Source organism: Streptomyces sp. NPDC088817, from assembly GCF_044750345.1.
Lineage (GTDB): Bacteria > Actinomycetota > Actinomycetes > Streptomycetales > Streptomycetaceae > Streptomyces.
The window spans coordinates 131,323-151,190 of the sequence record NZ_JBIVJN010000003.1 but is presented as its reverse complement, the minus strand read 5'-3'; the positions used below and the strand labels follow the sequence as shown (position 1 = coordinate 151,190).

General features: G+C 72.6%; 17 protein-coding genes. 8 read left to right on the top strand and 9 right to left on the bottom strand.

All coding sequences use genetic code 11. From position 1 onward, the window contains the following. Window position 1 precedes the first annotated feature (1 nt). The 5 genes from ACIP4X_RS06840 to ACIP4X_RS06820 all read right to left on the bottom strand — a co-directional run bounded on the left by ACIP4X_RS06840 (window position 2) and on the right by ACIP4X_RS06820 (window position 4,891). Window positions 2-1,363 (bottom strand): FtsW/RodA/SpoVE family cell cycle protein, encoded by a 1,362-nt coding sequence (locus tag ACIP4X_RS06840; protein WP_358729223.1) that lies wholly within the window; start codon window positions 1,361-1,363, stop codon window positions 2-4. Between the two features lie 43 nt (window positions 1,364-1,406). Further along, on the bottom strand, window positions 1,407-1,910 hold the full coding sequence (locus tag ACIP4X_RS06835; protein ID WP_391456966.1) for an SH3 domain-containing protein: 504 nt from the start codon (window positions 1,908-1,910) through the stop codon (window positions 1,407-1,409). A 179-nt stretch (window positions 1,911-2,089) separates the two neighbouring features. Then, entirely contained in the window at window positions 2,090-3,427 is a 1,338-nt protein-coding gene (locus ACIP4X_RS06830) for a HAMP domain-containing sensor histidine kinase (protein WP_358729227.1), read from the bottom strand. After that, window positions 3,424-4,254: a hypothetical protein gene (locus tag ACIP4X_RS06825; protein ID WP_391456968.1), complete on the bottom strand. Its 831-nt coding sequence runs from the start codon at window positions 4,252-4,254 to the stop codon at window positions 3,424-3,426. Before ACIP4X_RS06825 ends, ACIP4X_RS06830 begins: the two co-directional genes overlap by 4 nt. 130 nt (window positions 4,255-4,384) lie before the next feature. Next, a complete protein-coding gene (locus tag ACIP4X_RS06820) occupies window positions 4,385-4,891 on the bottom strand; it encodes a protein phosphatase (RefSeq protein WP_358729228.1) in 507 nt (168 codons plus the stop codon). 100 nt (window positions 4,892-4,991) lie between these two features. On the opposite strand from ACIP4X_RS06820, the gene ACIP4X_RS06815 reads away from it, so the two are divergent. Then, window positions 4,992-5,804 (top strand): nuclease-related domain-containing protein, encoded by an 813-nt coding sequence (locus ACIP4X_RS06815; protein ID WP_358729230.1) that lies wholly within the window; start codon window positions 4,992-4,994, stop codon window positions 5,802-5,804. 234 nt (window positions 5,805-6,038) lie between these two features. Here ACIP4X_RS06815 and ligD read toward each other — a convergent pair whose 3' ends face one another. Next, entirely contained in the window at window positions 6,039-6,920 is an 882-nt protein-coding gene (ligD, locus tag ACIP4X_RS06810) for a non-homologous end-joining DNA ligase (RefSeq protein ID WP_358729232.1), read from the bottom strand. Between the two features lie 111 nt (window positions 6,921-7,031). Between ligD and ACIP4X_RS06805 the strand changes: the two genes are divergently transcribed. Then, complete coding sequence (locus ACIP4X_RS06805; protein ID WP_358729234.1) at window positions 7,032-8,096, top strand: Ku protein; 1,065 nt, start codon at window positions 7,032-7,034, stop codon at window positions 8,094-8,096. 47 nt (window positions 8,097-8,143) lie between these two features. On the opposite strand, the gene ACIP4X_RS06800 is transcribed toward ACIP4X_RS06805, so the two are convergent. Beyond that, the gene (locus ACIP4X_RS06800) at window positions 8,144-9,919 is read right to left on the bottom strand and encodes a beta-ketoacyl-ACP synthase II (RefSeq protein WP_391456972.1); all 1,776 of its coding nucleotides are present in this window, start codon (window positions 9,917-9,919) and stop codon (window positions 8,144-8,146) included. 323 nt (window positions 9,920-10,242) lie between these two features. Between ACIP4X_RS06800 and ACIP4X_RS06795 the strand changes: the two genes are divergently transcribed. Together ACIP4X_RS06795 and ACIP4X_RS06790 are read left to right on the top strand one after the other, a co-directional pair. Further along, entirely contained in the window at window positions 10,243-10,974 is a 732-nt protein-coding gene (locus ACIP4X_RS06795; protein ID WP_358729238.1) for a hypothetical protein, read from the top strand. A gap of 450 nt (window positions 10,975-11,424) precedes the next feature. After that, entirely contained in the window at window positions 11,425-11,727 is a 303-nt protein-coding gene (locus ACIP4X_RS06790) for a hypothetical protein (protein ID WP_358729240.1), read from the top strand. A 21-nt stretch (window positions 11,728-11,748) separates the two neighbouring features. On the opposite strand, the gene ACIP4X_RS06785 is transcribed toward ACIP4X_RS06790, so the two are convergent. Next, a complete protein-coding gene (locus ACIP4X_RS06785) occupies window positions 11,749-12,618 on the bottom strand; it encodes a class II glutamine amidotransferase (RefSeq protein ID WP_401347027.1) in 870 nt (289 codons plus the stop codon). 219 nt (window positions 12,619-12,837) lie between these two features. Between ACIP4X_RS06785 and ACIP4X_RS06780 the strand changes: the two genes are divergently transcribed. After that, window positions 12,838-14,937 carry a TerD family protein gene (locus ACIP4X_RS06780; RefSeq protein WP_401347026.1) on the top strand — a complete coding sequence of 700 codons (2,100 nt, stop codon included), beginning with the start codon at window positions 12,838-12,840 and terminating at the stop codon, window positions 14,935-14,937. 110 nt (window positions 14,938-15,047) lie between these two features. Here ACIP4X_RS06780 and ACIP4X_RS06775 read toward each other — a convergent pair whose 3' ends face one another. Then, the gene (locus tag ACIP4X_RS06775; protein WP_401347024.1) at window positions 15,048-16,688 is read right to left on the bottom strand and encodes a helix-turn-helix domain-containing protein; all 1,641 of its coding nucleotides are present in this window, start codon (window positions 16,686-16,688) and stop codon (window positions 15,048-15,050) included. Between the two features lie 243 nt (window positions 16,689-16,931). Between ACIP4X_RS06775 and ACIP4X_RS06770 the strand changes: the two genes are divergently transcribed. From ACIP4X_RS06770 to ACIP4X_RS06760, 3 genes are all read left to right on the top strand, one after another. Beyond that, on the top strand, window positions 16,932-18,203 hold the full coding sequence (locus tag ACIP4X_RS06770; protein WP_401347021.1) for an NAD(P)/FAD-dependent oxidoreductase: 1,272 nt from the start codon (window positions 16,932-16,934) through the stop codon (window positions 18,201-18,203). Window positions 18,204-18,279: 76 nt separating this feature from the next. Further along, window positions 18,280-19,017, top strand: a complete 738-nt coding sequence (locus ACIP4X_RS06765; protein ID WP_391456985.1) for a rhomboid family intramembrane serine protease — start codon at window positions 18,280-18,282, stop codon at window positions 19,015-19,017. A 174-nt stretch (window positions 19,018-19,191) separates the two neighbouring features. After that, window positions 19,192-19,581 (top strand): VOC family protein, encoded by a 390-nt coding sequence (locus tag ACIP4X_RS06760; RefSeq protein WP_358729252.1) that lies wholly within the window; start codon window positions 19,192-19,194, stop codon window positions 19,579-19,581. Window positions 19,582-19,868: the final 287 nt, after the last annotated feature.

Below are 19,868 nucleotides of genomic sequence, written 5' to 3'. Positions count from 1 at the left end.
GTCATGGGGCCACCGTCCCGTCGTACTCCCGGCGCGCCACATGGCTCACCCGGATCAGCAGCGCCACGATCGTCCAGTTGGTCACGACCGACGATCCGCCCTGTGCAAGGAACGGCATCGCGAGACCGGTCAGCGGGATCAGGCCGGTCACCCCGCCCGCGATCACGAACACCTGGAGCGCCACGAGCGAGGCGAGCCCGATCGCGAGCAGCCGGCCGAAGGGGTCGCGCAGGGCGAGGCCCGCCCGGTAGCCGCGCTCGACGAGGAGCGCGTACAGCAGGAAGACCGCGGAGAGGCCGGCCAGACCCAGTTCCTCCCCGGCGGTGGCCAGGATGAAGTCCGACTTGACGGCGAAGCCGACGAGGGTCGAGTGGCCGAGGCCGAGTCCGGTGCCGGTCAGCCCGCCCGCCGCGAACGAGAACAGAGACTGGGCCACCTGGCCGGGCCCCTCACCGGCCTCGATGGACGCGAACGGGTGCAGCCACTCCCCGAACCGGCCGCGCACGTGCGGCTCCAGCCGGCCGACGGCGACCGCACCGGCCGCCGCGAGGAGCAGCCCGACCGCGATCCAGCCGGTGCGGGCGGTGGCCACGTAGAGCATGACGACGAACAGCCCGAAGAACAGCAGCGAGGTGCCGAGGTCGCGTTCCAGGACCAGGACGACGACACTCAGCAGCCAGATCGTGACCACCGGCCCCAGCACCCGTCCGGTGGGCAGTTGCAGCCGCCACACCTGGCGGCCGCTGTACGCCAGCGCCCCGCGGTTGGCGGCCAGGTAAGCGGCGAAGAACACCGCGAGGAGCACCTTCGCGAACTCGCCCGGCTGGATGGAGAACCCGCCCAGCCGGATCCAGATCCGGGCGCCGTTGACGGCGGGGAAGAGGATGGGCAGCGTGAGCAGGACGAGCGTGGTGGCGACGCAGAGATAGGCGTAGCGCTGGAGCCACCGGTGGTCGCGCAGCACGAGCACCACCAGGATGAACAGCCCCACGCCCAGGGTGGACCACACCAGTTGGGCGGGTGCGGCCTCGTCGCCCGGTGTCTCCAGGTCGAGCCGGTAGATCAGCACCAGGCCAAGCCCGTTGAGCAGGACGGCGATGGGCAGCAGCAGTGGGTCGGCGTACGGCGCGCACAGGCGCACCGCGATGTGCGCGACCAGCGCGAGCGCGCCGAGCCCGGCGCCGTAGCCGGCGGCGCCGGGCGGGACGGTGCCGTTCCTCGCCAGGCCGACGGCGCAGTAGCCGCACACCGGCAGCAGGACGGCGAGGACGATGAGGGAGAGTTCGACACCGCGGCGCCGGGGGAGGCGGACGGCGGGCGCGGACGGGACGGCCGCCGCCACGGGGATTCCGGCCTGGGTCATGTCCGGAACCTACCCAAAAGGCATGGCCTGTCCGTCCTGCTGCTCAGCACCAGCGTGGCGTGGGCCCGATCGTGGCGATGTACCGCGCCGAGCCCCACGCCCAGACACCGTCCGAGAGGAGGTACCACACGCGGGTGCCGTCGACCGTCTGGCCCAGGGTCCGGCAGTGGATCCACACGGGCTGACCCGGCCGGGCCACCCGCAGCACCCGGCCGCCGCGGTCGGGGCGGCTGCGCAGGACGAGCCCGCCGCGGGCCGTGACGACACCCCGGGTGAAGCGCGGGCGGCGGCGGTCGGGGACGCCGCTGTTCTGCCGGGCCGTGCCGCGGTCGGGCGTGGTGCCGTGCTCGGGTGTCGTGCCGCGGTCGGGTGTCGTGCCGTGCTCGGTCGTTGTGCTGTGTGCGGGTGTCGTGCTGTGCCGGGGGGTCGCTGTCTGCTGACCGCTCCGGCCGTCGTCGGCGACGGCGGGAGCCGCGGCGGCCGTGGAGAGGAGTGCGCCGGTGGCGGCCGCCACGGCCAGTCGGATGAGGGGGGAGCGCAGGGACATGAAGTACCTCCACCTGAGGTGGCGAAGCCCATCGAGGCCGGACAGATCTGACTAACCGCCACATTAGGAGCGCCGCATTCCGATGGCCCGTCACGCTGGGCCATAAGGGCGCCGCCGTCTGAGGGCTCGTCATCCGGGTGCGGAGACGGTCCTTCTGGGGGCGGGCCCCGGAAGGGATGTCAGCCGGACACGGTGTCACTCGGTGGCGGCGTCACCGGAACGCCGCCGCTGCCGGCCGGTCCCGAGGACCCGGGCGGTTCCTGAGGGAGGGTCAGGGTCGCCACCGCCCCGCCGTCCGGCGCGTTGGCGAACTCCAGCCGTGCGCCCAGCACCTCCGCCTGGCCCAGGGCGATCGTCAGCCCGAGCCCGTGCCCGGTCGCGCCGCCCTCCGTGCGGAAGCGCTGCGGCCCGTGCGCCACGAGGTACTCCGGATAGCCGTCGCCGTGGTCCCGCACGCTGACCACCGGCCCGTCGACGGTCAGCACCACCGGCGGCCGGCCGTGGCCGTGCGCGTTGGCCACCAGATTGCCCAGCACCCGCTCCAGCCGCCGCCGGTCGGTCTCCACGTACACGTCCTGGACGACCCTGACCTGCGTGTCCGCCCCGGACGCGGCCCCCGCCGCTCCCGCCGCCCGCACCGCCCGCTCGGCCACCGAGCTCAGGTGCCCGGCGTCCAGGGCCGGCCGTTCCCTCCCGGTGTCCAGCCGGGAGATCTCCAGCAGATCCTCGGTGAGCGTGCGCAGCGCGGCCACCCGGTCGCGCACCAGTTCGGTGGGGCGGCCCGGCGGCAGCAGCTCGGCCGCCGCGTGCAACCCGGTCAGCGGGGTGCGCAGCTCGTGCGCCACATCCGCGGTGAACCGCTGCTCGGCCAGCAGCTTGCCCTGGAGCGACGCCGCCATGGAGTCCAGCGCCGCGGCGACCGCGGCCACCTCGTCGTGCGGGCGTGACGCGTCCCGTGCCAGCGGATCGTGCACGCGTGCGTCCAAGTCGCCCCCGCTGATCCGGCGGGCCACGCGCGCGGTGGCGTGCAGCCGCCGGGTCACCCGGGTCACCGCGAACGCGCCGACCAGCAGCGTCGCCCCGATCGCCAGCAGCGACGACCAAAGGATGGACTGGTCCAGCGCGTCGATGGTGCGGGCCTGCTGCGAGTAGTCCACCGCCACGGCCAGCGTCCGGCCCCGGTCCGCGGGCCCGGCCGCCCACATCGTGGGCCGACCCTGGTGCACGTCGACCATCGTGCCGCGCTGTCCGCTCGCCGCCAGCCGCCGCAGCCGCTCCGGCAGCCCCTCCGGGTCGACACCCGCGCCCGGCAGCAGGGTGTCGCCGGACTCGAACGCGGTCGTGGCGTCCTTCAGCCGGGACAGGGCGAGGGCGCGTGCCTGGCCGACGGTCTGATCGGTCACCGAGACGTGCACGAGGACGCCGAGCAGCGCGGCGAGCGCGCAGCACATCACCGTGATGAAGGCCGCGGCCTTCACCGCGAGCGTCCCGGCCCACCGGGGGAGCGCGAGCCTCATCGCACGCTCGTGGAGTAGGTGGCGGCGAGGGACGAGGGAGCGGCGAGTGAGGAAAGGGCGGAGGACGAGGAGGGAGCGGGGGAGGCGGGCGAGGGGGCGTCGGCGGACGGGGACGGCGACGCGGGGAGGGGCGCGTGGGTACGCGCGTGCGTGGGCCGGTGCTGCCCGGTGCGCAGGAACTCGTCGCGCGAGAACACCATCGCCCGCTGCTCCGGGTCCCAGGACCACGTGGTGCGGTACTCGTACCCGGCGATCCCGGCCGGCGAGCGTATGATCACGGCCCGCCCGGCCAGCTCCACGCCGATCACCGCGTCGTCGTTGGCGAACACCTGCACCAGCCGGTGCCCCTCGAACGTGTAGACGCGCACCGCGGTCTGGTTGGTCGGGTACAGCCGGAAGCCCAGTGCCATGTCGTCGCGCCCGTCACCGGTGAGGTCCCGGTAGTACGGCCGCATGACGGGACACCGCGACGGGTCCTTCGCCCCGCCGCACTCCGCCAGCCGGACGGCCGTGTCCTGGTACGGCGCCTTGCCGCTCGTGTAGGCGTCCGGACGCGCGGCCACCTCGGCCTGTACGACGGCCACCGGGTCGACCGCGTGGATGTCGTCGCCGGGAGCGGTGACGCCCTTGACCGTCTCGATCTGTATCTCGTCGTAGGGCCAGGCGGGGCTGGCCGCCGGGCGCAGCGAGGGCCACAGCCGGGCCGGGCTGACCGCGGTCGGTGTGGGCCCCGCGCCGCGCAGCCCGCCCGCGTCGCCGCAGGCGGCCGTTGTCGCCGTCAGGAGGGTGGCCAGGGCGGTGGCCAGGGCGGGGCGTCTGCGGAACACGTTTCTCCGGTGGCTGGAGGAGAGCGGGAGGAGAGGAGCGGTGCGAGTGACAGCCGCGTACACCCTATTCGTTTCGTATGGAAGTCCCTTTTGCTCACCGGGTTTCGGTTCCGGCGCCCAGGCGAAACGGTTACTCGGCCAGCTCCTCCAGCAGCCGTGCCGTCGGCAGGCCCGTCCGCAGATAGTCGACGAACAGCTCGTTGTGGAGGGCCCAGGGGGAGCGGCGGGCGCGGATCAGCCGGATCGCCTCGTCGGCGGAGCGTCCCTGCCGGACCAGCGCGTGCGCGATCACCAGCCCCGAGCGGTTGTAGCCGGAGTAGCAGCGCACGAGGACCCGGCGGTCCTGGTCCAGGGCGTCGCAGGCGGCCCGGGCCAGCCGTATCACCCCCGCGAGCTGTGTTCCGTCCAGCGGCCCGTCGGGTATCGGCCACACATGGTGCTCGACACCCGGGTCGGGTCCGTGGCCCGGCAGCCTGAGCAGGGTCTGCACAAGATCGAACTGGTCGCGCACGACGGCGAGTTCCAGCCGCCCGGAGAGCGTCCGGAACTCGTGCCCGCCCATCCACAGGCCGGGCACGATCTCGCTCCACGGGCTGTCCGGAGCCGGTACGTCGGGTTGCTTCCTGCGGGTCCGCAACGGCGCCTCCCCACTCCCCTGCCAACCGCTCCTCAAAGGTAGCCGGGTTCTTGCCCCGGGAGCACCCCGCCTGTTCCCATGGTCGTGGGGGTGATGGTGCATGAGCGGACACCGCGGACTGCGCGTCATACCGACCTGGCGCCACGGACAGGAACGGCTCTACGTCTGCCGGCCCGACGGCGGGAACATCGCCTGGTACGACCGTGAGGCCGCCCGGGTCAACCTCCTCAGCGCGGACGAGCAGGAGGACGTGCTCCAGGCCCTGGGGCCCTTCCTCACCGGCCCGGTCGCGGTGGGCCCGCCCCCGGTGCCCACCCCCGCCGAACTCGCCCGGCTGAGCCTGCACCCGGACGACGACCTCGCCCCGAACCGTCCCGGCGAGGCCCTGCTGATCGCCCTCGACCGTGAGCCCACCTCAGCCCACCGCCTGCGCCCGGACCCGCGCCGCCGCGCCCTGACCGCCGAGCAGACGGTGGGCGAGGCCCTGGACCACCTCGACGGCGCCGGCTGGCACGCCCTGCACTCCGTCCCGCTGCCCGGCGGCGACCGCATCCACCACCTGGTCATCGGTCCGGGCGGCCTCTTCGCCGTCCACGCCCTGTACGCCCGCAAGCAGCGCGTCCGCGTCGACGACCCGATGGTCGCCCTCGGCCGCCACGACCCCGCGCCCCTCCTGCGCGACCTCCGCGGCCGGGCCGACCGGGCCTCCTACGCGCTGACGGCCGAGGTGCGCCCGGTCCTGGTCCTGACGGATCCGGCCACCCTCCAGGTCGGCGCGCCGCCCAGGGGCGTACGCGTCCTCGAACTCACCGGCCTCGCAGACCTGACCCACCTGGGCGGCCAACTGAAACCGGCGGACGTGGAAGCGCTCCACGCGATGGCGAGGGACCGCAGGACGTGGGAGCGGGTGTGAGAGGGCGGCTGGGCTGAGGGGTCGGCTGGGCTCGGGGGTCGGCTGGGCTGAGGGGTCGGCCGGGCTCGGGGGCGGTCAGGCTGGGCTCAGGGGGCTGACCGGACGGACGGCCGGGTTCCGCCCGAGTGGGCGTGACCGGATGACCGGATGACCGGGTTCCGGCCGGGCGGGTGTGATCGGACAACGGACGGCCCGGTTTCCCGGAGAGGGCGTGACCGGGCCGCCGGTTCACGCTCACGGCAGCGCGGCCGCACGTCCCGGCTCCAGCAGCGGCGCCAGCAGGTCGCCGTGGTCCCGCAGCCGGGGCACGATGTCCGGCGCCCGGAACTCCAGCCGCCCCGGCGCCCGGCACTCCGCCACCTCGTCCCACGTGACCGGCGCGGAGACCGTCGGCTCCGGGCGCGCCCGCAGCGTGTAGGGCGCCGCCGTGGTCTTCCGCGCCGCGTTCTGACTCCAGTCGACGAACACCTTCCCCGGGCGCAGACTCCGCGTCATCCGGTGCAGCACCAGCTCGGGCATCGCGCGCTCCGCCTCCACGGCGAGCCCCTTCGCGTAGTCGGACACCCGCGCGCTCGAAGCCCCCCGGACCGCGGCCAGCAGGTGCAGCCCCTTCGATCCGGACGTCTTCGCGTACGCCTCGATCCCGTCCCCGGCCAGCCGCTCCCGCAGCCACAACGCCACCCGGCAGCAGTCCACCACGCTCGCCGGCGCCCCCGGATCCAGGTCGAACACCAGCCGGTCGGCCTCCGCGGGCGCCTCGACCACCCACTGCGGGGTATGGAACTCGGTCACCAGATTGGCCGCCCACATCAGACTCGCCAGATCCTGCACCAGCACCATCCGCGCCGCCCCCGTCGACCTCGGCACCTCGGCCGTCGTCACCCACTCGGGCGTACCCGGCGGCACGTTCTTGGCGAAGAACACCTGCCCGTCCGGCCCGTCCGGGTAGCGCAGGAAGGACACCGGCCGGTCCCGCAGATGGGGCAGCAGCACCTCGGCGGTCGTCGCGTAGTAGTGCAGCACCTCGCCCTTGGTGAACCCGCTCGCCGGATACAGCACCTTGTCCAGGTTGCTGAGCGCGAGCCGTCGCCCCTCCACCTCCGTGATCGGCGCCATACGATAAGAAAACCATGGAAACTTCTTGAATCATGACAAACGGCTCGGTCTGAGCGGTCGGCGCGATCAGACCGAGCAGATCGTCCTGATCCGATCCGGAAGGTGCTCCCCGTGCGATCCATTTGGAACGGCGCCATCTCGTTCGGCCTGGTCAGCATCCCGATCAAGCTCGTGAACGCGACCGAGAGCCACGCCATCTCCTTCCGTCAGATCCACACCGAGGACGGCGGCCGCATCCGCTACCGCAAGGTGTGCGAACTGGAGGAGCGCGAGGTCACCCAGGCGGAGATCGGCAAGGCCTACGAGGACGCGGACGGCTCCATCGTCCCGATCACCGACGAGGACCTGGCCCATCTGCCGCTGCCCACCGCGAAGACGATCGACATCGTGGCCTTCGTCCCGGCCGACCGGATCGACCCGCTCCAGATGGAGCACGCGTACTACCTGGCGGCGAGCGGCGCCCCGGCCGCCAAGCCGTACACCCTGCTGCGCGAGGCCCTCAAGCGCAGCCGCAAGGTGGCGATCGCGAAGTTCGCCCTGCGCGGCCGCGAGCGCCTGGGCATGCTCCGTGTGGTGGACGACGTCATCGCCATGCACGGCCTGCTCTGGCCCGACGAGATCCGCGCCCCGCAGGGCGTGGCCCCGGACGTCGACGTCACCGTCCGCGACAAGGAACTGGACCTCGCCGACGCCCTCATGGACACCCTGGGCGAGGTCGACCTCCAGGACCTCCACGACGAGTACCGCGAGGCGCTGGAGGAGGTCATCGCCGCGAAGGCCGCAGGCGAGGCGCCCCCCGAGGCCCCCGAACCCGCCGCCGGCGGCAAGGTCCTCGACCTGATGGCCGCCCTGGAGAACAGCGTGCGGGCGGCCAAGCAGTCCCGGGGCGAGGAAACGGGGGAGGAGACCGGGGAGCCGGCCAAGGAGGCCGAGGAGGCCGAGGTCAGGCACCTCCCGCGCGGCAAGCGGACGGGCGGCGCAGCGAAGAAGACCACCACCGGGAAGTCGGCTCCCGCGGCCAAGAAGACGGCGGCGAAGAAGACGGCCGCCGCGAAGAAGTCCACGTCCAAGTCGGCGCAGTCGTCGCGGTCCGCGAAGAAGACCGCGTCGACCACCAAGAGCACGGCGAAGAAGACCCCGGCCAAGAAGACGGCCGCCCGCAAGCGCACAGCGTGAGAACGGGCGCTCGCAGGGTTCTGCCGCCCGCCGTCACCCGGCCTCGATCAGCGCACGCGGCGCAGTGCCAGCACGGCGTTGTGTCCTCCGAACCCGAACGAGTTGCTGAGCACCAGGTCACCGTCCCGCGGCAGCGCGCGGGCCGCGCCCGTCACCACGTCGAGGCCGATCGCCTCGTCGACCTCCGCGCACCCCACGGTCGGCGGCACGACCCCGTGATGCAGGGTCAGCACCGCGGCGACGGCCTCGACTCCGCCGGCGGCGCCCTGAAGATGCCCGAGGTGCCCCTTGAGGGCGGTCACGGGTACGCCGGGCAGACCGAGCACGGCCCGCAGGGCACCCGCCTCGGCGAGGTCGCCCTCCCCGGTGGCCGTGGCGTGCGCGTTGACGTGGGCGACGTCGACGACGTACCCGCCCGCGTCCCGCACCGCCCGCCGCAGCGCGAGGGCGACCCCGCCGCCGCTCGGGTCGGGCGCGGCCATGTGGTGCGCGTCGGCGGACAGTCCCCATCCGGCGGCCTCGCAGTAGATCCGGGCGCCACGGGCCCGCGCGTGCTCCTCGGCCTCCAGGACGAGCAGCCCGGCGCCCTCGCCGTTGACGAATCCGGCACGGTCCTTCGCGAACGGCCGCGAGGGTGAGACGCCGTCTTCCAGCCCGAGGCCGGACAGCGCGCGCATGGCGGCGAACGACGCCATGATGGCGGGCGTGACGACGGCCTCGGCCCCGCCGGCCAGGGCGACGTCGACCCGCCCGTACCGTATGCGGTCCACGGCCTCCCCTATCGCCTCGGTACCGGAGGCGCAGGCGCTGGTCACGGTCCGCGCCTCACCGGTGATGTGCAGGTCGAGCGAGACCTGCGAGGCGGCCTGCGAGGGCACGGTCATGGGCGTGGTGAGCGGCGACACGCCACGGGGTCCCTTCTCCCGCAGCCTGCGGTCCCCGCCCACGAGCACGGACGCGTCGCCGAGGATGGCCCCGAGGCTGACGCCGACCCGCTCCGGATCGAGCCCGCTCTCCCTGGTCCCGCCGTCCGTGAACCCGGCGTCGGCCCATGCCTCCCGCGCCGCGAGCACCGCGAACTGCGCGGCCCGGTTCATCCGCCGCGCGGCAGCCCGGGGCAGCAGCACGGCGGGGTCCACGGGCACGACCCCGGCCACCCGCACGGGCAGCTCCGCGAACTCGTCCCCCTCCAACTCCCGTATCCCGTGCCGCCCGTCGAGCAGCCCCTGCCAGAGTTCGCCCACCCCCACACCGAGCGGGGTGACGGCCCCGAGCCCGGTCACGACGACGCGCCGCGGCCCGGCCACCGAGGGTTCGCGCTCCGGCCGCGGGTGGTGCCGTACGACGTACCCCTCCTGATCGGCCCCGGCGGCCCACTCGCGCACCTCGTCGTCCGTGGCGGTCCGGGCGGTCCGGGTGTCGAGGTCGCGGTGCCAGAGCCCCCACCGGCGCCGGTACGTCTCCTCGACGCCCCGCGGGTCGACGGCCCGCAGCCGGGTCACGGCGTCCCCGTCCCGGAAGGCGGCCTCGTCCAGCCGGGGCGACGACACGGCCGGAACGGCCGCGACATCCATCCGCGGGCCGGCGACGACGACCTCCTGCTCGCGTGCCAGGACCTCGTCCCGGTCCACGCCGCCGAGCGGTGGACGCAACGTCACCCGGATCGTCTCCGGCGACTCGGGCAGGGTGTGCATCACGACACACCACCGCTGCCGCTCGGCGTCCTCCGGCGACAGGGCGAGCAGATCGCCGGGGACGACCTCGGCGGCCGTCACCGCGGCGGGCACGATGGGGAGTTCGGGCATCTGAGGTGAAGAGGACATATCCGTTGAGGCCTCCTGTGGCGCGAAGTGGCGTATGACGGATGCTCCCGAGTGAAAGGGGTGAAGGCGAGGAAAGCCATAGGCATGGATAAGCGTCCCAAACAGGACTCCTGTACGAATAACCTCAAGTGCTCGGGATGTGCGTGGAGTTGAGCGTCCCGCCCGCCGACGATGTGCGGCAGGTCACTCCCGCGGGCGAGATGACGGCGTGTGACGCGCGGCACTCCGACGCGGCCCGGTCCGGCCCTTCCCGGCGGACGAAAAAGCACGCGAACTCCGAACCCCCGCTGGGCTATGTTGCTGCTGTTCGAAGGGGGAGAGGCGTGACCAGGCTCAACCAGATCATCGCCGTGGAGAAGGGCGTCAAGAGCAAGTCGCTCCAGGACGTCAACGCGGCTCACCAGAAGGTGCAGAAGCCCGCGCTGCTCGCCGGTATCTCGCGCACGTACCAGCCCAAGGACGAGGAGGGCGAGCAGTTGCCGCCCGAGTCGACGCGGGTGCAGGTCAAGGCCGAGGAGATCCTGCGTGAGATGTCCGGGTCGCTCACGCGTCTGTTCGACGTGACCGCGACCAAGGACTGGGCCAACCGCACGGCCCACGCGGACATCACGGTCGACGGCCGTACGGTTCTCGCCGAAGTCCCGGTCTCCTACCTGTTGTTCCTGGAGAAGCAGCTCACGGAACTGCACTCCTTCGTCAAGAAGCTCCCCGTCCTGGACGCCGCCGAGTCCTGGTCGCTGGACCCGTCGACGGACTGGTGGAAGACGGACCCAGTCCGCACGATCCGTACGAAGAAGGTCCCGCGCAACCACGTCAAGGCGGAGGCGACCGAGAAGCACCCGGCCCAGGTCGAGGTGTACTACGAGGACGTGCCGATCGGTTACTGGACGACGGTGAAGTTCTCCGGAGCCCTCCCCGCGCGGCGGGTGAACGAGCTGCTGGAGCGGGTGGAAAAGCTTCAGCAGGCCGTGAAGTTCGCACGCGAGGAGGCCAACGGCGCCGAGGTCACCGACCAGCGGGTCGGCGACGCGGTGTTCGGCTACCTGTTCGGCTGAGGCCGGACCGGGGCAGCCCCTTATCGCCCCTGTGTGCGAGCGCGGGGGTGCGCGACGGGAGCGGGCCGGACAAAGGACCGGTTCCGCGCCCTGCGCGCAAGCTGAAACTGAGGCTCAGCCTGAATCAGCCGGTCTCCTCCGGGAGATCGTGATCAATCTCAGACTCTCGCTCCAGCTTCAGCATTCGCCACCGATCGCCGGACGACCGAGTGCGGACGACCGCCGCCGGATGCGAGTTCGACTCTCGCCTGCACCTCTCACACGGTGCGGTAGTTCAAAGGAAGAACACGACGGCCTGACGACTGATCCGCACTCCTGAACACCACCGGCGTGCGCAACTGGGTGGCATCCAAGGGGCCCGGGAGCTGGATACGACTCCCGGGCCCCGCCACGCCCGGATGTCATCCTTGTTCCGCAGCTGCAACGCGCCTGACACCGAAGGAAGTCGACGTGACGAGGACAGGTCCCGACCCCACCTTGCTCGTGGTCCTCGACGAAGCGGTCGCCGCTCTCAAGGCCCCGCTGGAGGAGGCGGACCGTGCGCAGGGCTGGACCGACGATCTGAGGCGGGAGGTGCAGGAGGAGATCTCGGTCAACCGCTCGGTGCTGCGCCGCGAGGGGCTGCACATGGTGTGGTACCTGCGCACCCGCCTCGACGTGTGGATGGACCACGAGGGCGTACGGCCCGGACGCCTCCGGAGTCTGGTCCTCGACGTGCAGCGCCGGCTCGTGGAGGCCCGGAGCGCGTCCTAGGGACGCGCCCCTGAGGCGGACCTACGCGGCCTTCTGCGAGGCGGCGGCGTCCGGACGCAGTTCGTCGAGGGTGAGGAGGTGTGCCGGCGGCTCGGGCAGGACGAGCCGGCCGGTGGTGCGCAGGCCGGAGTCGACATGGAGCAGTTCGCCCGCCTCCAGCAGCCGCCAGCCCGGGTTCTCGTCCATGCGCTCGCTGGCCACCACGACGGACGGCTGTCCGGCCAGAGCCTCGGAATGGACGCGCATCCGCCCGTTGCTGCCGCTGTGGTCGAGGTGCCGGGTGCCGTGCCGGCCGCCCGCCGCGCGCTGGAGGACGTACAGCTCGTGGGTGTCGGGGTACCGCAGCGCCCACAGTTGGTCGGGGGTGACGAGGACCAGGTTGAGGGCGTAGACGGGCAGATGCCCGGCGATCCAGCGCGCGGCCCGCGTGATACCGGCGGTGACGTCGCCGCCGTGTTCGCGGGTCTCGCGGGTGACGAGGGCGAAGAACCGCTCCGAGTCGGTGTCGCCCCTGACCAGTGACCTGTCCTCGCCCAGGTGGTCGTCGAGCGCGTCGAGGCCCTCGATCACCCCGTTGTGCGCGAACAGCCGCCCCTCCTGCTCGAAGGGGTGGGTGTTGCGGGCGTCCAGGCCGCCGGTCGAGGCGAACCGCACGTGGGCGAGGAAGGTGGCGGACTCCACCTGCCGCGCCTCCTCGGCGAACCCGCGGTCCCGGTAGGCGGCGATCGGCGCCTTGTCGACCCGCGGGGTGCCGTCCGCCGCGAAGTAGCCGAGCCCGGTACCGTCCGGATCACGGTGACTCTGCCGACTGAGACTGTCGGGCGCGTCCAGCAGCCAGAACGTGGCACGGGTACGCCGCGGTGCACTGCTGAGCCCGAACAGACGGCACATCCGCGTCCTCCCGATTGTCGACCGGCCTTCCCCGTGTTCCCCGCCCCCGGATCACGAACCGGGCCTACCGTGAAGATCCGGACTGGCCGCTTACGCATCGCTTCGAGGCGGCTACAGTGAGCTGTGTGCGGCACGTCACACCGTGTCGCGTATCAAGCGCCTGGGGCGAGGCTCTCCTCGTTCCCGGGTTGCGTCGTTTTTGGGGGCAATGTGCATGAAATGAGCAAGGGCTCGAATGTGACGCTGACGGCCCTGAGCGAGAACGTCGGTCCGGTGATCGTCGGTCTGGGCTGGGGGAGCCCGACCGGCGAGGGCGACGCGGACGTTTCCGTCCTCCTGCTGGACGCGAACGGCAAGGTGCGCAGCGACGCCGACTTCTACTTCTACAACCATCCGGTCGCCGCCGACGGCAGTGTGCAGTTGCTGGGCAAGACGCCCACGGCGGACGGGAACGAGGACCGGATCAGCTTCGACCTGACCGCCGTCCCCGCCGACGTCGACCGCGTGGTGGTGGCCGCCAGCCGGTACGACGGAGCGTGCTTCGGTGAACTGGACGACGTACGGCTGTCGTTGGCGGACGGAGCCGGGGAGGAACTCCTCCGCTTCGCCGTGCAGGGCGCCGACTCGATGAGCGCGATCATCTTCGGCGAGCTCTACCGGCGCGGGCAGGAGTGGAAGTTCCGCGCCGTCGGCCAGGGCTACGACACCGGACTCGCCGGTCTGGCCACGGACTTCGGCGTCGACATCGACGACGACGCGGAGGCGGTGGCGGTTCAGGGTGACGCGGAGGCTGTGGACGCGGAGGGCGGCGGCGCCGCGTCCGAGGGCCGGGCGGTCGTGAGGGAACCGGCCCTGGCCTCAGTGCCGGTGCCGGTTGCGGCCCCTGTCGGAGAGCCCGGTCCACGGGAGGCTGTGGCGGCCCTCCCGGCTCCCCGCCGTCCCGAGGACGACGCCGCCGACGGGCCGAGCAGGCCGACCGCACGGCCGCGTACCGCGAAGAAGAAAGTCACCCTGTCCAGGGCGGCCAGAAAAACCCTGGCGGAGAACGAGTCCTGGAGGGCGGCCCGGCTCTTCCCGGTGTCGGCGCTCAAGAGCGACCGGGACCGTGAGACGCGCGCGACCTCCGTGCTGCTCTCGGTGATGGCGCAGGTGCCGGAGTTCGGCAGGAGGCTCACCGCCGCGTTCGGGGCGCCGGCCGGCCGTATGGAGACCTTCACCGAGGTCACCCTGCCGCACGGCGACTCCCCGCGGCGCCCCGACGGGGTGATCCGCGTCGAGCGGGCCGGCAAGCTGTGGACGGCGCTGGTCGAGACGAAGACCAACGGCAACGCGCTCAAGGCCGACCAGGTCCAGGCGTACATGGACATCGCCGCGCGCCGCGGCTACGAGGCCGTCATCACGCTGTCGAACGACGTCGAGCTGGAGGGCAGCCCGCTCGTCGACGTCAGGATCGACAAACGCCGCAAGCACAAGGTGGCCCTGCGGCACCTGTCGTGGGCGGAAGTGGCCCACCAGGCACAGATGCTGATCCGCCACGAGGGCGTCGGCAACGCGGCGCACGCCTGGCTCCTCCAGGAGCTGCTGCACTACCTCCAGCACGAGAACTCCGGCTGCCACGGTTTCCAGAACATGGGCCCGGCCTGGGTGCCCGTACGCAACGGGATCGACGACGAGACCCTGTGCCAGGGAGACCCGCGGGCACTGGAGGTCGTCGAGAACTGGGAACGGCTCATCCGCCAGGTGTGTCTCGCGCTGGGCGGCGAACTCGGGCAGAAGGCATTGCCGGTCCAGCGTTCCAAGCGGGGAGCGGATCCGGGAGCGCGCCGCAGCGCACTCGCCGACCAGCTCTGCGTCGACGGAAGACTCCAGGCGGAACTGCGGATCGAGGGAACGCCCGGCGTCCTGGCGATCAGTGCGGACCTCCGTACCGGAAAGCTGCGCACCTCCATCGACATACCGGCGCCCGAGCAGGGCTACCCCCTGTCCTGGGCGAAGCGGCTCGTGCGGCGCCTGGCCGAGGCACCGGCCGACCTTCACGTCGAGACCCTCGTCGACGGGGGGACCGGCGGCCCGCGGAGCACGCTGGAACGGCTCCGCCCGGAGCCCGCGGACATGCTGCCGAAGGACGGCGACACGCGGATCACGGGTTTCCGTTTGTCCTTGTTCAAGAGCATGGGGAGTACGCGCGGCACCGCCCAGTCCGGTTTCATCCGGAGCGTCGACGAGGCCGTACACCGCTTTCACCGAACCGTGGTGGTCCACCTGGACAGCCCGGCCCCGCGCCGGGTGCCGTCCGGGCAGGGAGCGGCGAGAGGCTGAGAGGGCGGCGCCGGGACAGAGGGAAGAACGAGGCCCGGAGGGAGTTCGAGGTCCGGGGGAAGCCGAGGTCGGGGGGAGGCCGAGTCCCGGCGGTCGCGGATCGGTGGTGGTCAGGGGCGCGGCGGTTCGCTGTCCGCGAGGGGCTCGCCCATCGCCATGAGCTGGAGCCGCAGCGCCAGCCGCAGGCGGGGCGAGGAGAGGTCGAGCGGGACCGCCTCGTCGAGCTTGCGCAGCCGGTAGCGCAGCGTGTTCGGATGGACCCGCAGGTGTCGTGCGGCGCTCTGCGGGTCGCCGAAGTGGTCGAGCCAGGCCGCGAGGGTGGTGAGGTACGGCGTGCCGTGTTCCTCGTCGTGTGCGCGCAGGGCGGCGAGCGGCCCGCCGAGCTGCCAAGTACCGGTCCCGACGGCGGTCTTGGCGCGCTCCACGACGACGGCGTCCCAGGCGTCCTCCATCAGCACGAGCCCCGCCCCGTGGGCGAGGGGGAGCCGGCCGGCGCAGGTCAGCCGGTGGAGTTCGGCCGCTTCCGCCGTGGACCGCGGCAACTCTCCGGGGGAGCGGGCGGGGCAGCCCGCCACGGCGTACAGACCGGGGTCGTGCGCGCGTGTCTCGGCGAGCACATGCCGGAGCCAGTCGACGGTGCCGGCGTCGGCCCGGACGCCGGGCGTACCTCGCCGCCCGTTCCGCCCCGGCTCGGTGACGACGCCGAACAGCAGCCCGTCGAGGTCGGCGAGCAGCGGCTGCTGCCAGCCGAACCGGTGGGCGACCGACTCCCACAGGTCGAGCTGCCCGCGTACGTCCTCGGTCCCGCCGGACGAAGAGCCGAAGGCCACCACCCGCCAGGGACCGGCCGGCAGCGCGGCGGCCGCTCCCGGTGCCCGGTCCGGGAGGGTGCCTTCGCGCAGGGCGGCCCGCAACTGCCCGGCCGACACCCGCCGTGCGATACCGGCCTCGGCACGCAGCCGCAGCAGATGGAGGGCCAGGACCGAGGCCACATCGCCGAGCTCACGGACGCGTTCCGGCGGGACCGGCGACCTGACCACGGCCCAGATCGACCCGAGCCACTCGCCGCCCGCCCGCACGGGGACGACCAGCCTGGGCAGGATGCCGTCGGGACCCGCGGGGGTCCAGACGGGGTCGGCGGAGCGTGCCAGCCTGCGGAAGACGCCACTGGCCCGGAAATGCGTCAGGGTCTTCGCGGGGACGCGCCGCCCCACGATGGTGGAGACCCGTGCCGGGTCGGTGGTGTCCTGTCGCGCGGAGTAGGCGAGGACGCGGGACTGCGCGTCCTCCACGGTCACGGGCGCTTCGATGATCTCGGCGGCAGCGTCGGCCAGGGCGAACAGGTCGCTGTGCGGACCGGGCGTGCCGAGGGCGCCGGTGGCGGGCGCTGAGGCCCGGTCGATGACACCACGCAGCAGCCAGACGACGTGCGCCCACGAGGTGTGCGGTTGCAGTTCGACCAGCGCGGGGCCGCCCGTCGCCCCTCGGGCCGCGCGGACCACCTGCGGGTCGCGCGCTGCGGGCCGCTTGAGCACCAGGCCCGCGGCACCTGCCCCGGCGGTCCGTTCCAGCAGGGCGAGGGCTCCGGCCCTATCCGTCACGCCGACACCGAGGACGAGTTCGCCCGGCCGGCCCACGACGTCACCGGGCTCGGCCAGGGCGACGTCGTGCACCTCGGCGTTCCCGGCCGGGACCACCGTACGCAGAAGCCCGGACCCCAGGGAGTCCACGAGGTCGGTCACGGTGATCACGGCCGGCACCCCGCAGCGCGGCGTCGGGGACTGCTGTTCATGAGCCCCATTGTGTCCCCGGCGCATCGTGCCCGTCGCATCATCGGCACCGCCCTCATTGTCCGCCTGCCACAAAGACAACGGAGGCGTCCGGCACCACCATCGGAGGCGTCCGGAGGCGTCCGGAGGCATCTGGAGGCGTCCAGAGGTGCCACCGGCCCCGGACAGGTCCCGTATGAACCGCCCCGCACGAAGAGGTCCCACATGGCCGCCCGCCCTCCCTCGCCCGCACCCTCCGCCCCCAGCCGTGTCGCCGTCGTCGGCGCGGGCATGGTCGGACTGTCCACCGCCTGGTTCCTCCAGGAGCGGGGTATCGGCGTCACCGTGTACGACCGCGAGGGGGTGGCCGCCGGGTCCTCCTGGGGCAACGCCGGATGGCTCACCCCCGGCCTCGCGACCCCGCTGCCCGAGCCGGCGGTCCTCACCTACGGAGTACGCGCGGTACTCAGCCCGTCCTCCCCGGTCTACGTCCCGCCGAGCGCCGACCCGAAGCTCCTCAGGTTCCTGGCCGGGTTCGCGCGCAACAGCACCGGCTCCCAGTGGCTGCGGTCGATGCGCGCGCTCGTCCCCATCAACAGCCTGGCGCTGCCGAGCTTCGACCTGCTGGCCGCGGGCGGTGTCGAGGCACGGACACCGGAGGCCAAGTCCTTCATCGCCGCCTACCGCACGGCCACCGAGCGCGAGGTCCTGCTGGAGGAGCTCGAACAGATCCACTCCGCGGGCCAGACCATGGAGTTCGACGTCCTCGACGGGAACGAGGCCCGCGGTGTCGAGCCGTCCCTGTCGGACGAGATCGGCGCGGCGATCCGGCTGCACGGCCAGCGCTACATCGACCCGGGCCACTACGTGCACGCCCTGGCCGACGCGGTCCGTGCCCGCGGCGGGGTGATCCATGACGGCACGGAGGTCACCGACGTGCGGGACGCGGCGGCCGGAGTCACGATCGATGTCGGCGGCGGGGACGGCGAGCGCTTCGACGCGGTGGTCCTGGCCACGGGCGCCTGGCTCGGCCGCCTCGCCCGGCGGTTCGGCGTGCGCTCCCTCGTACAGGCCGGCCGCGGATACAGCTTCAGCGTCCCGGTCGAGCACGTGCCGTCCGGGCCCGTCTACTTCCCCGCCCAGCGCGTCGCCTGCACGCCGCTCGGCGACCGGCTGCGTGTCGCCGGGATGATGGAGTTCCGCAAGCCGGAGGCGCCCCTGGACGCCCGCCGCGTCCGCGCCATCGCCGAGGCCGCCCGCCCGCTGCTGCGCGGCGCCGACCTGGACGCCCGCCGGGACGAATGGGTCGGCTCCCGCCCGTGCACCACCGACGGCCTGCCCCTGATCGGCGCCACCCGCTCCCCCCGCGTCTTCGCCGCGGGCGGTCACGGCATGTGGGGCATCACGCTCGGCCCGGCCACCGGACGCCTCCTCGCCGAAACGATCGTCACCGGCGAACTCCCCGCGCAACTGACCCCGTTCGACCCGCTGCGCTGACGTCTACGCCCCCGCCGGGAATACTGGGAGCAGGTGGCGGCGCGGAGACGGATCCGCCGGGGGAGGGGAGCGTGCCATGGGCAGGCCGGATCAGGGCCGGGCCGGCGGCGGGCCGGTCGGTGCGGAGCAGATGATCGCGGAGGCGCGGAAGGCGTTCTTCACGATGTTCGCGTTCCTCGTGGCGATCTGGCTGGTGCAACTGGCCAACTACACCGGCGGCTACGCCCTCTCCCGGCAGTTCGGGGTGTCGTCCGGCGACCTCGGCACCCTGCCCGACATCGTCACCGCGCCTTTCCTGCACTGGAGTTGGGCGCACATCGAGAGCAACTCCGGCCCGCTGTTCATCTTCGGCTTCCTCGCCGCCTACCGGGGCGTGGCCCGCTTCCTCGGACTGAGCCTGCTCGTGGCGGTGACCAGCGGACTCACCGTCTGGTTCTTCGAGCGCGGCGGCGTGGAAACTGTGGGCGCCAGCGGCCTGATCTTCGGCTACTTCGGCTACGTCGTGGTCCGCGGCCTCTTCGACCGGCACCTGATCGACACGCTGATCGGCATCGTCATAGCGGCCTCCTTCGCCTACATGCTCACCGTCGCCGTGCCCGGGACACCGGGAGTGAGCTGGCTCGGACACCTCGGCGGCCTCATCGGCGGCCTGGTCGGTGCCTGGCTCTTCCGGGACCGAGGCCCACGGCCCACCGGCCCCGGCCGCCGCCCCGACGACGGAACCGGACCGACGACCCGCGGCGACCTCCCGGTACGGGCCGACAACCCACGCGCCGACCTGCACAAGGAACTCGGCGACCTGGGCCTCCTCTGACGTCACATTGAGTGACGGGCTATGGCGGGACGTAGCAGCCGCCGTGTGGGCACCCGCACGGGTCCGGCTACCGTCCCCGCACCACCCCGACTAGTGTCGGAGCTACGGCACCGCGTGCCGGACATCGGCTCGGTGGGCACGGAGACGCCGGCGAGGTCCGCAGGGAGGCACACCATGAACGTGGAGCTGAACCACACCATCGTCCACGCCCGGAACAAGCAGGAGTCCGCCGAGTTCCTCGCGGACATCCTGGGCCTGGAGGTCGGCGCGCCCTTCGGCCCGTTCCTTCCCGTGGCCACCGGCAACGGCGTCACCCTCGACTACATGGCCGACACCGAAGGCCCGATCGCCGCCCAGCACTACGCCTTCCTCGTCTCGGACGAGGACTTCGACGCGGCGTTCGACCGGATCCAGCAGGCCCACGTGACGTACTACGCCGACCCGCACATGGAGAAGTCCGGCCAGATCAACCACCGCGACGGCGGCCGCGGACTGTACTTCCAGGACCCGGTGGGCCACGCGATGGAGATCCTCACCCGCCCGTACGGCAGCGGCGAGGACTGATCGCGGTCCGGCTGACCCCGGTGATGGGCCGAGACAGGACAGCGTGTCGGACGAGGCGCGCCGGACAGTGTGTCGGACGAGCGCGCCGGGCAGTGTGACAGGCGCGGGACCAGGACGTGCGCCGGGGTTCCCGATGTACATGCGGAATTCACCGCACGCACCGGCATCGGCAACCAAACCCTTCGCGGAGATCGTCACGGTGTGCCGACCGCCGTCGGTCGAGCAGTCGAGTACCAGTACGGCGGCCCAACACCCTGCCGAGCCGCTGTCAGGAGCACGCCGTCGCG

Bases quoted from the DNA above. Each gene is read 5' to 3' on its own strand.
- ACIP4X_RS06840 (WP_358729223.1), bottom strand. From the start codon at position 1,363: ATGACCCAGGCCGGAATCCCCGTGGCGGCGGCCGTCCCGTCCGCGCCC.
- ACIP4X_RS06835 (WP_391456966.1), bottom strand. From the start codon at position 1,910: ATGTCCCTGCGCTCCCCCCTCATCCGACTGGCCGTGGCGGCCGCCACC.
- ACIP4X_RS06830 (WP_358729227.1), bottom strand. From the start codon at position 3,427: ATGAGGCTCGCGCTCCCCCGGTGGGCCGGGACGCTCGCGGTGAAGGCC.
- ACIP4X_RS06815 (WP_358729230.1), top strand. From the start codon at position 4,992: ATGAGCGGACACCGCGGACTGCGCGTCATACCGACCTGGCGCCACGGA.
- ligD (WP_358729232.1), bottom strand. From the start codon at position 6,920: ATGGCGCCGATCACGGAGGTGGAGGGGCGACGGCTCGCGCTCAGCAAC.
- ACIP4X_RS06800 (WP_391456972.1), bottom strand. From the start codon at position 9,919: ATGTCCTCTTCACCTCAGATGCCCGAACTCCCCATCGTGCCCGCCGCG.
- ACIP4X_RS06785 (WP_401347027.1), bottom strand. From the start codon at position 12,618: ATGTGCCGTCTGTTCGGGCTCAGCAGTGCACCGCGGCGTACCCGTGCC.
- ACIP4X_RS06780 (WP_401347026.1), top strand. From the start codon at position 12,838: ATGAGCAAGGGCTCGAATGTGACGCTGACGGCCCTGAGCGAGAACGTC.
- ACIP4X_RS06770 (WP_401347021.1), top strand. From the start codon at position 16,932: ATGGCCGCCCGCCCTCCCTCGCCCGCACCCTCCGCCCCCAGCCGTGTC.
- ACIP4X_RS06765 (WP_391456985.1), top strand. From the start codon at position 18,280: ATGGGCAGGCCGGATCAGGGCCGGGCCGGCGGCGGGCCGGTCGGTGCG.
- ACIP4X_RS06760 (WP_358729252.1), top strand. From the start codon at position 19,192: ATGAACGTGGAGCTGAACCACACCATCGTCCACGCCCGGAACAAGCAG.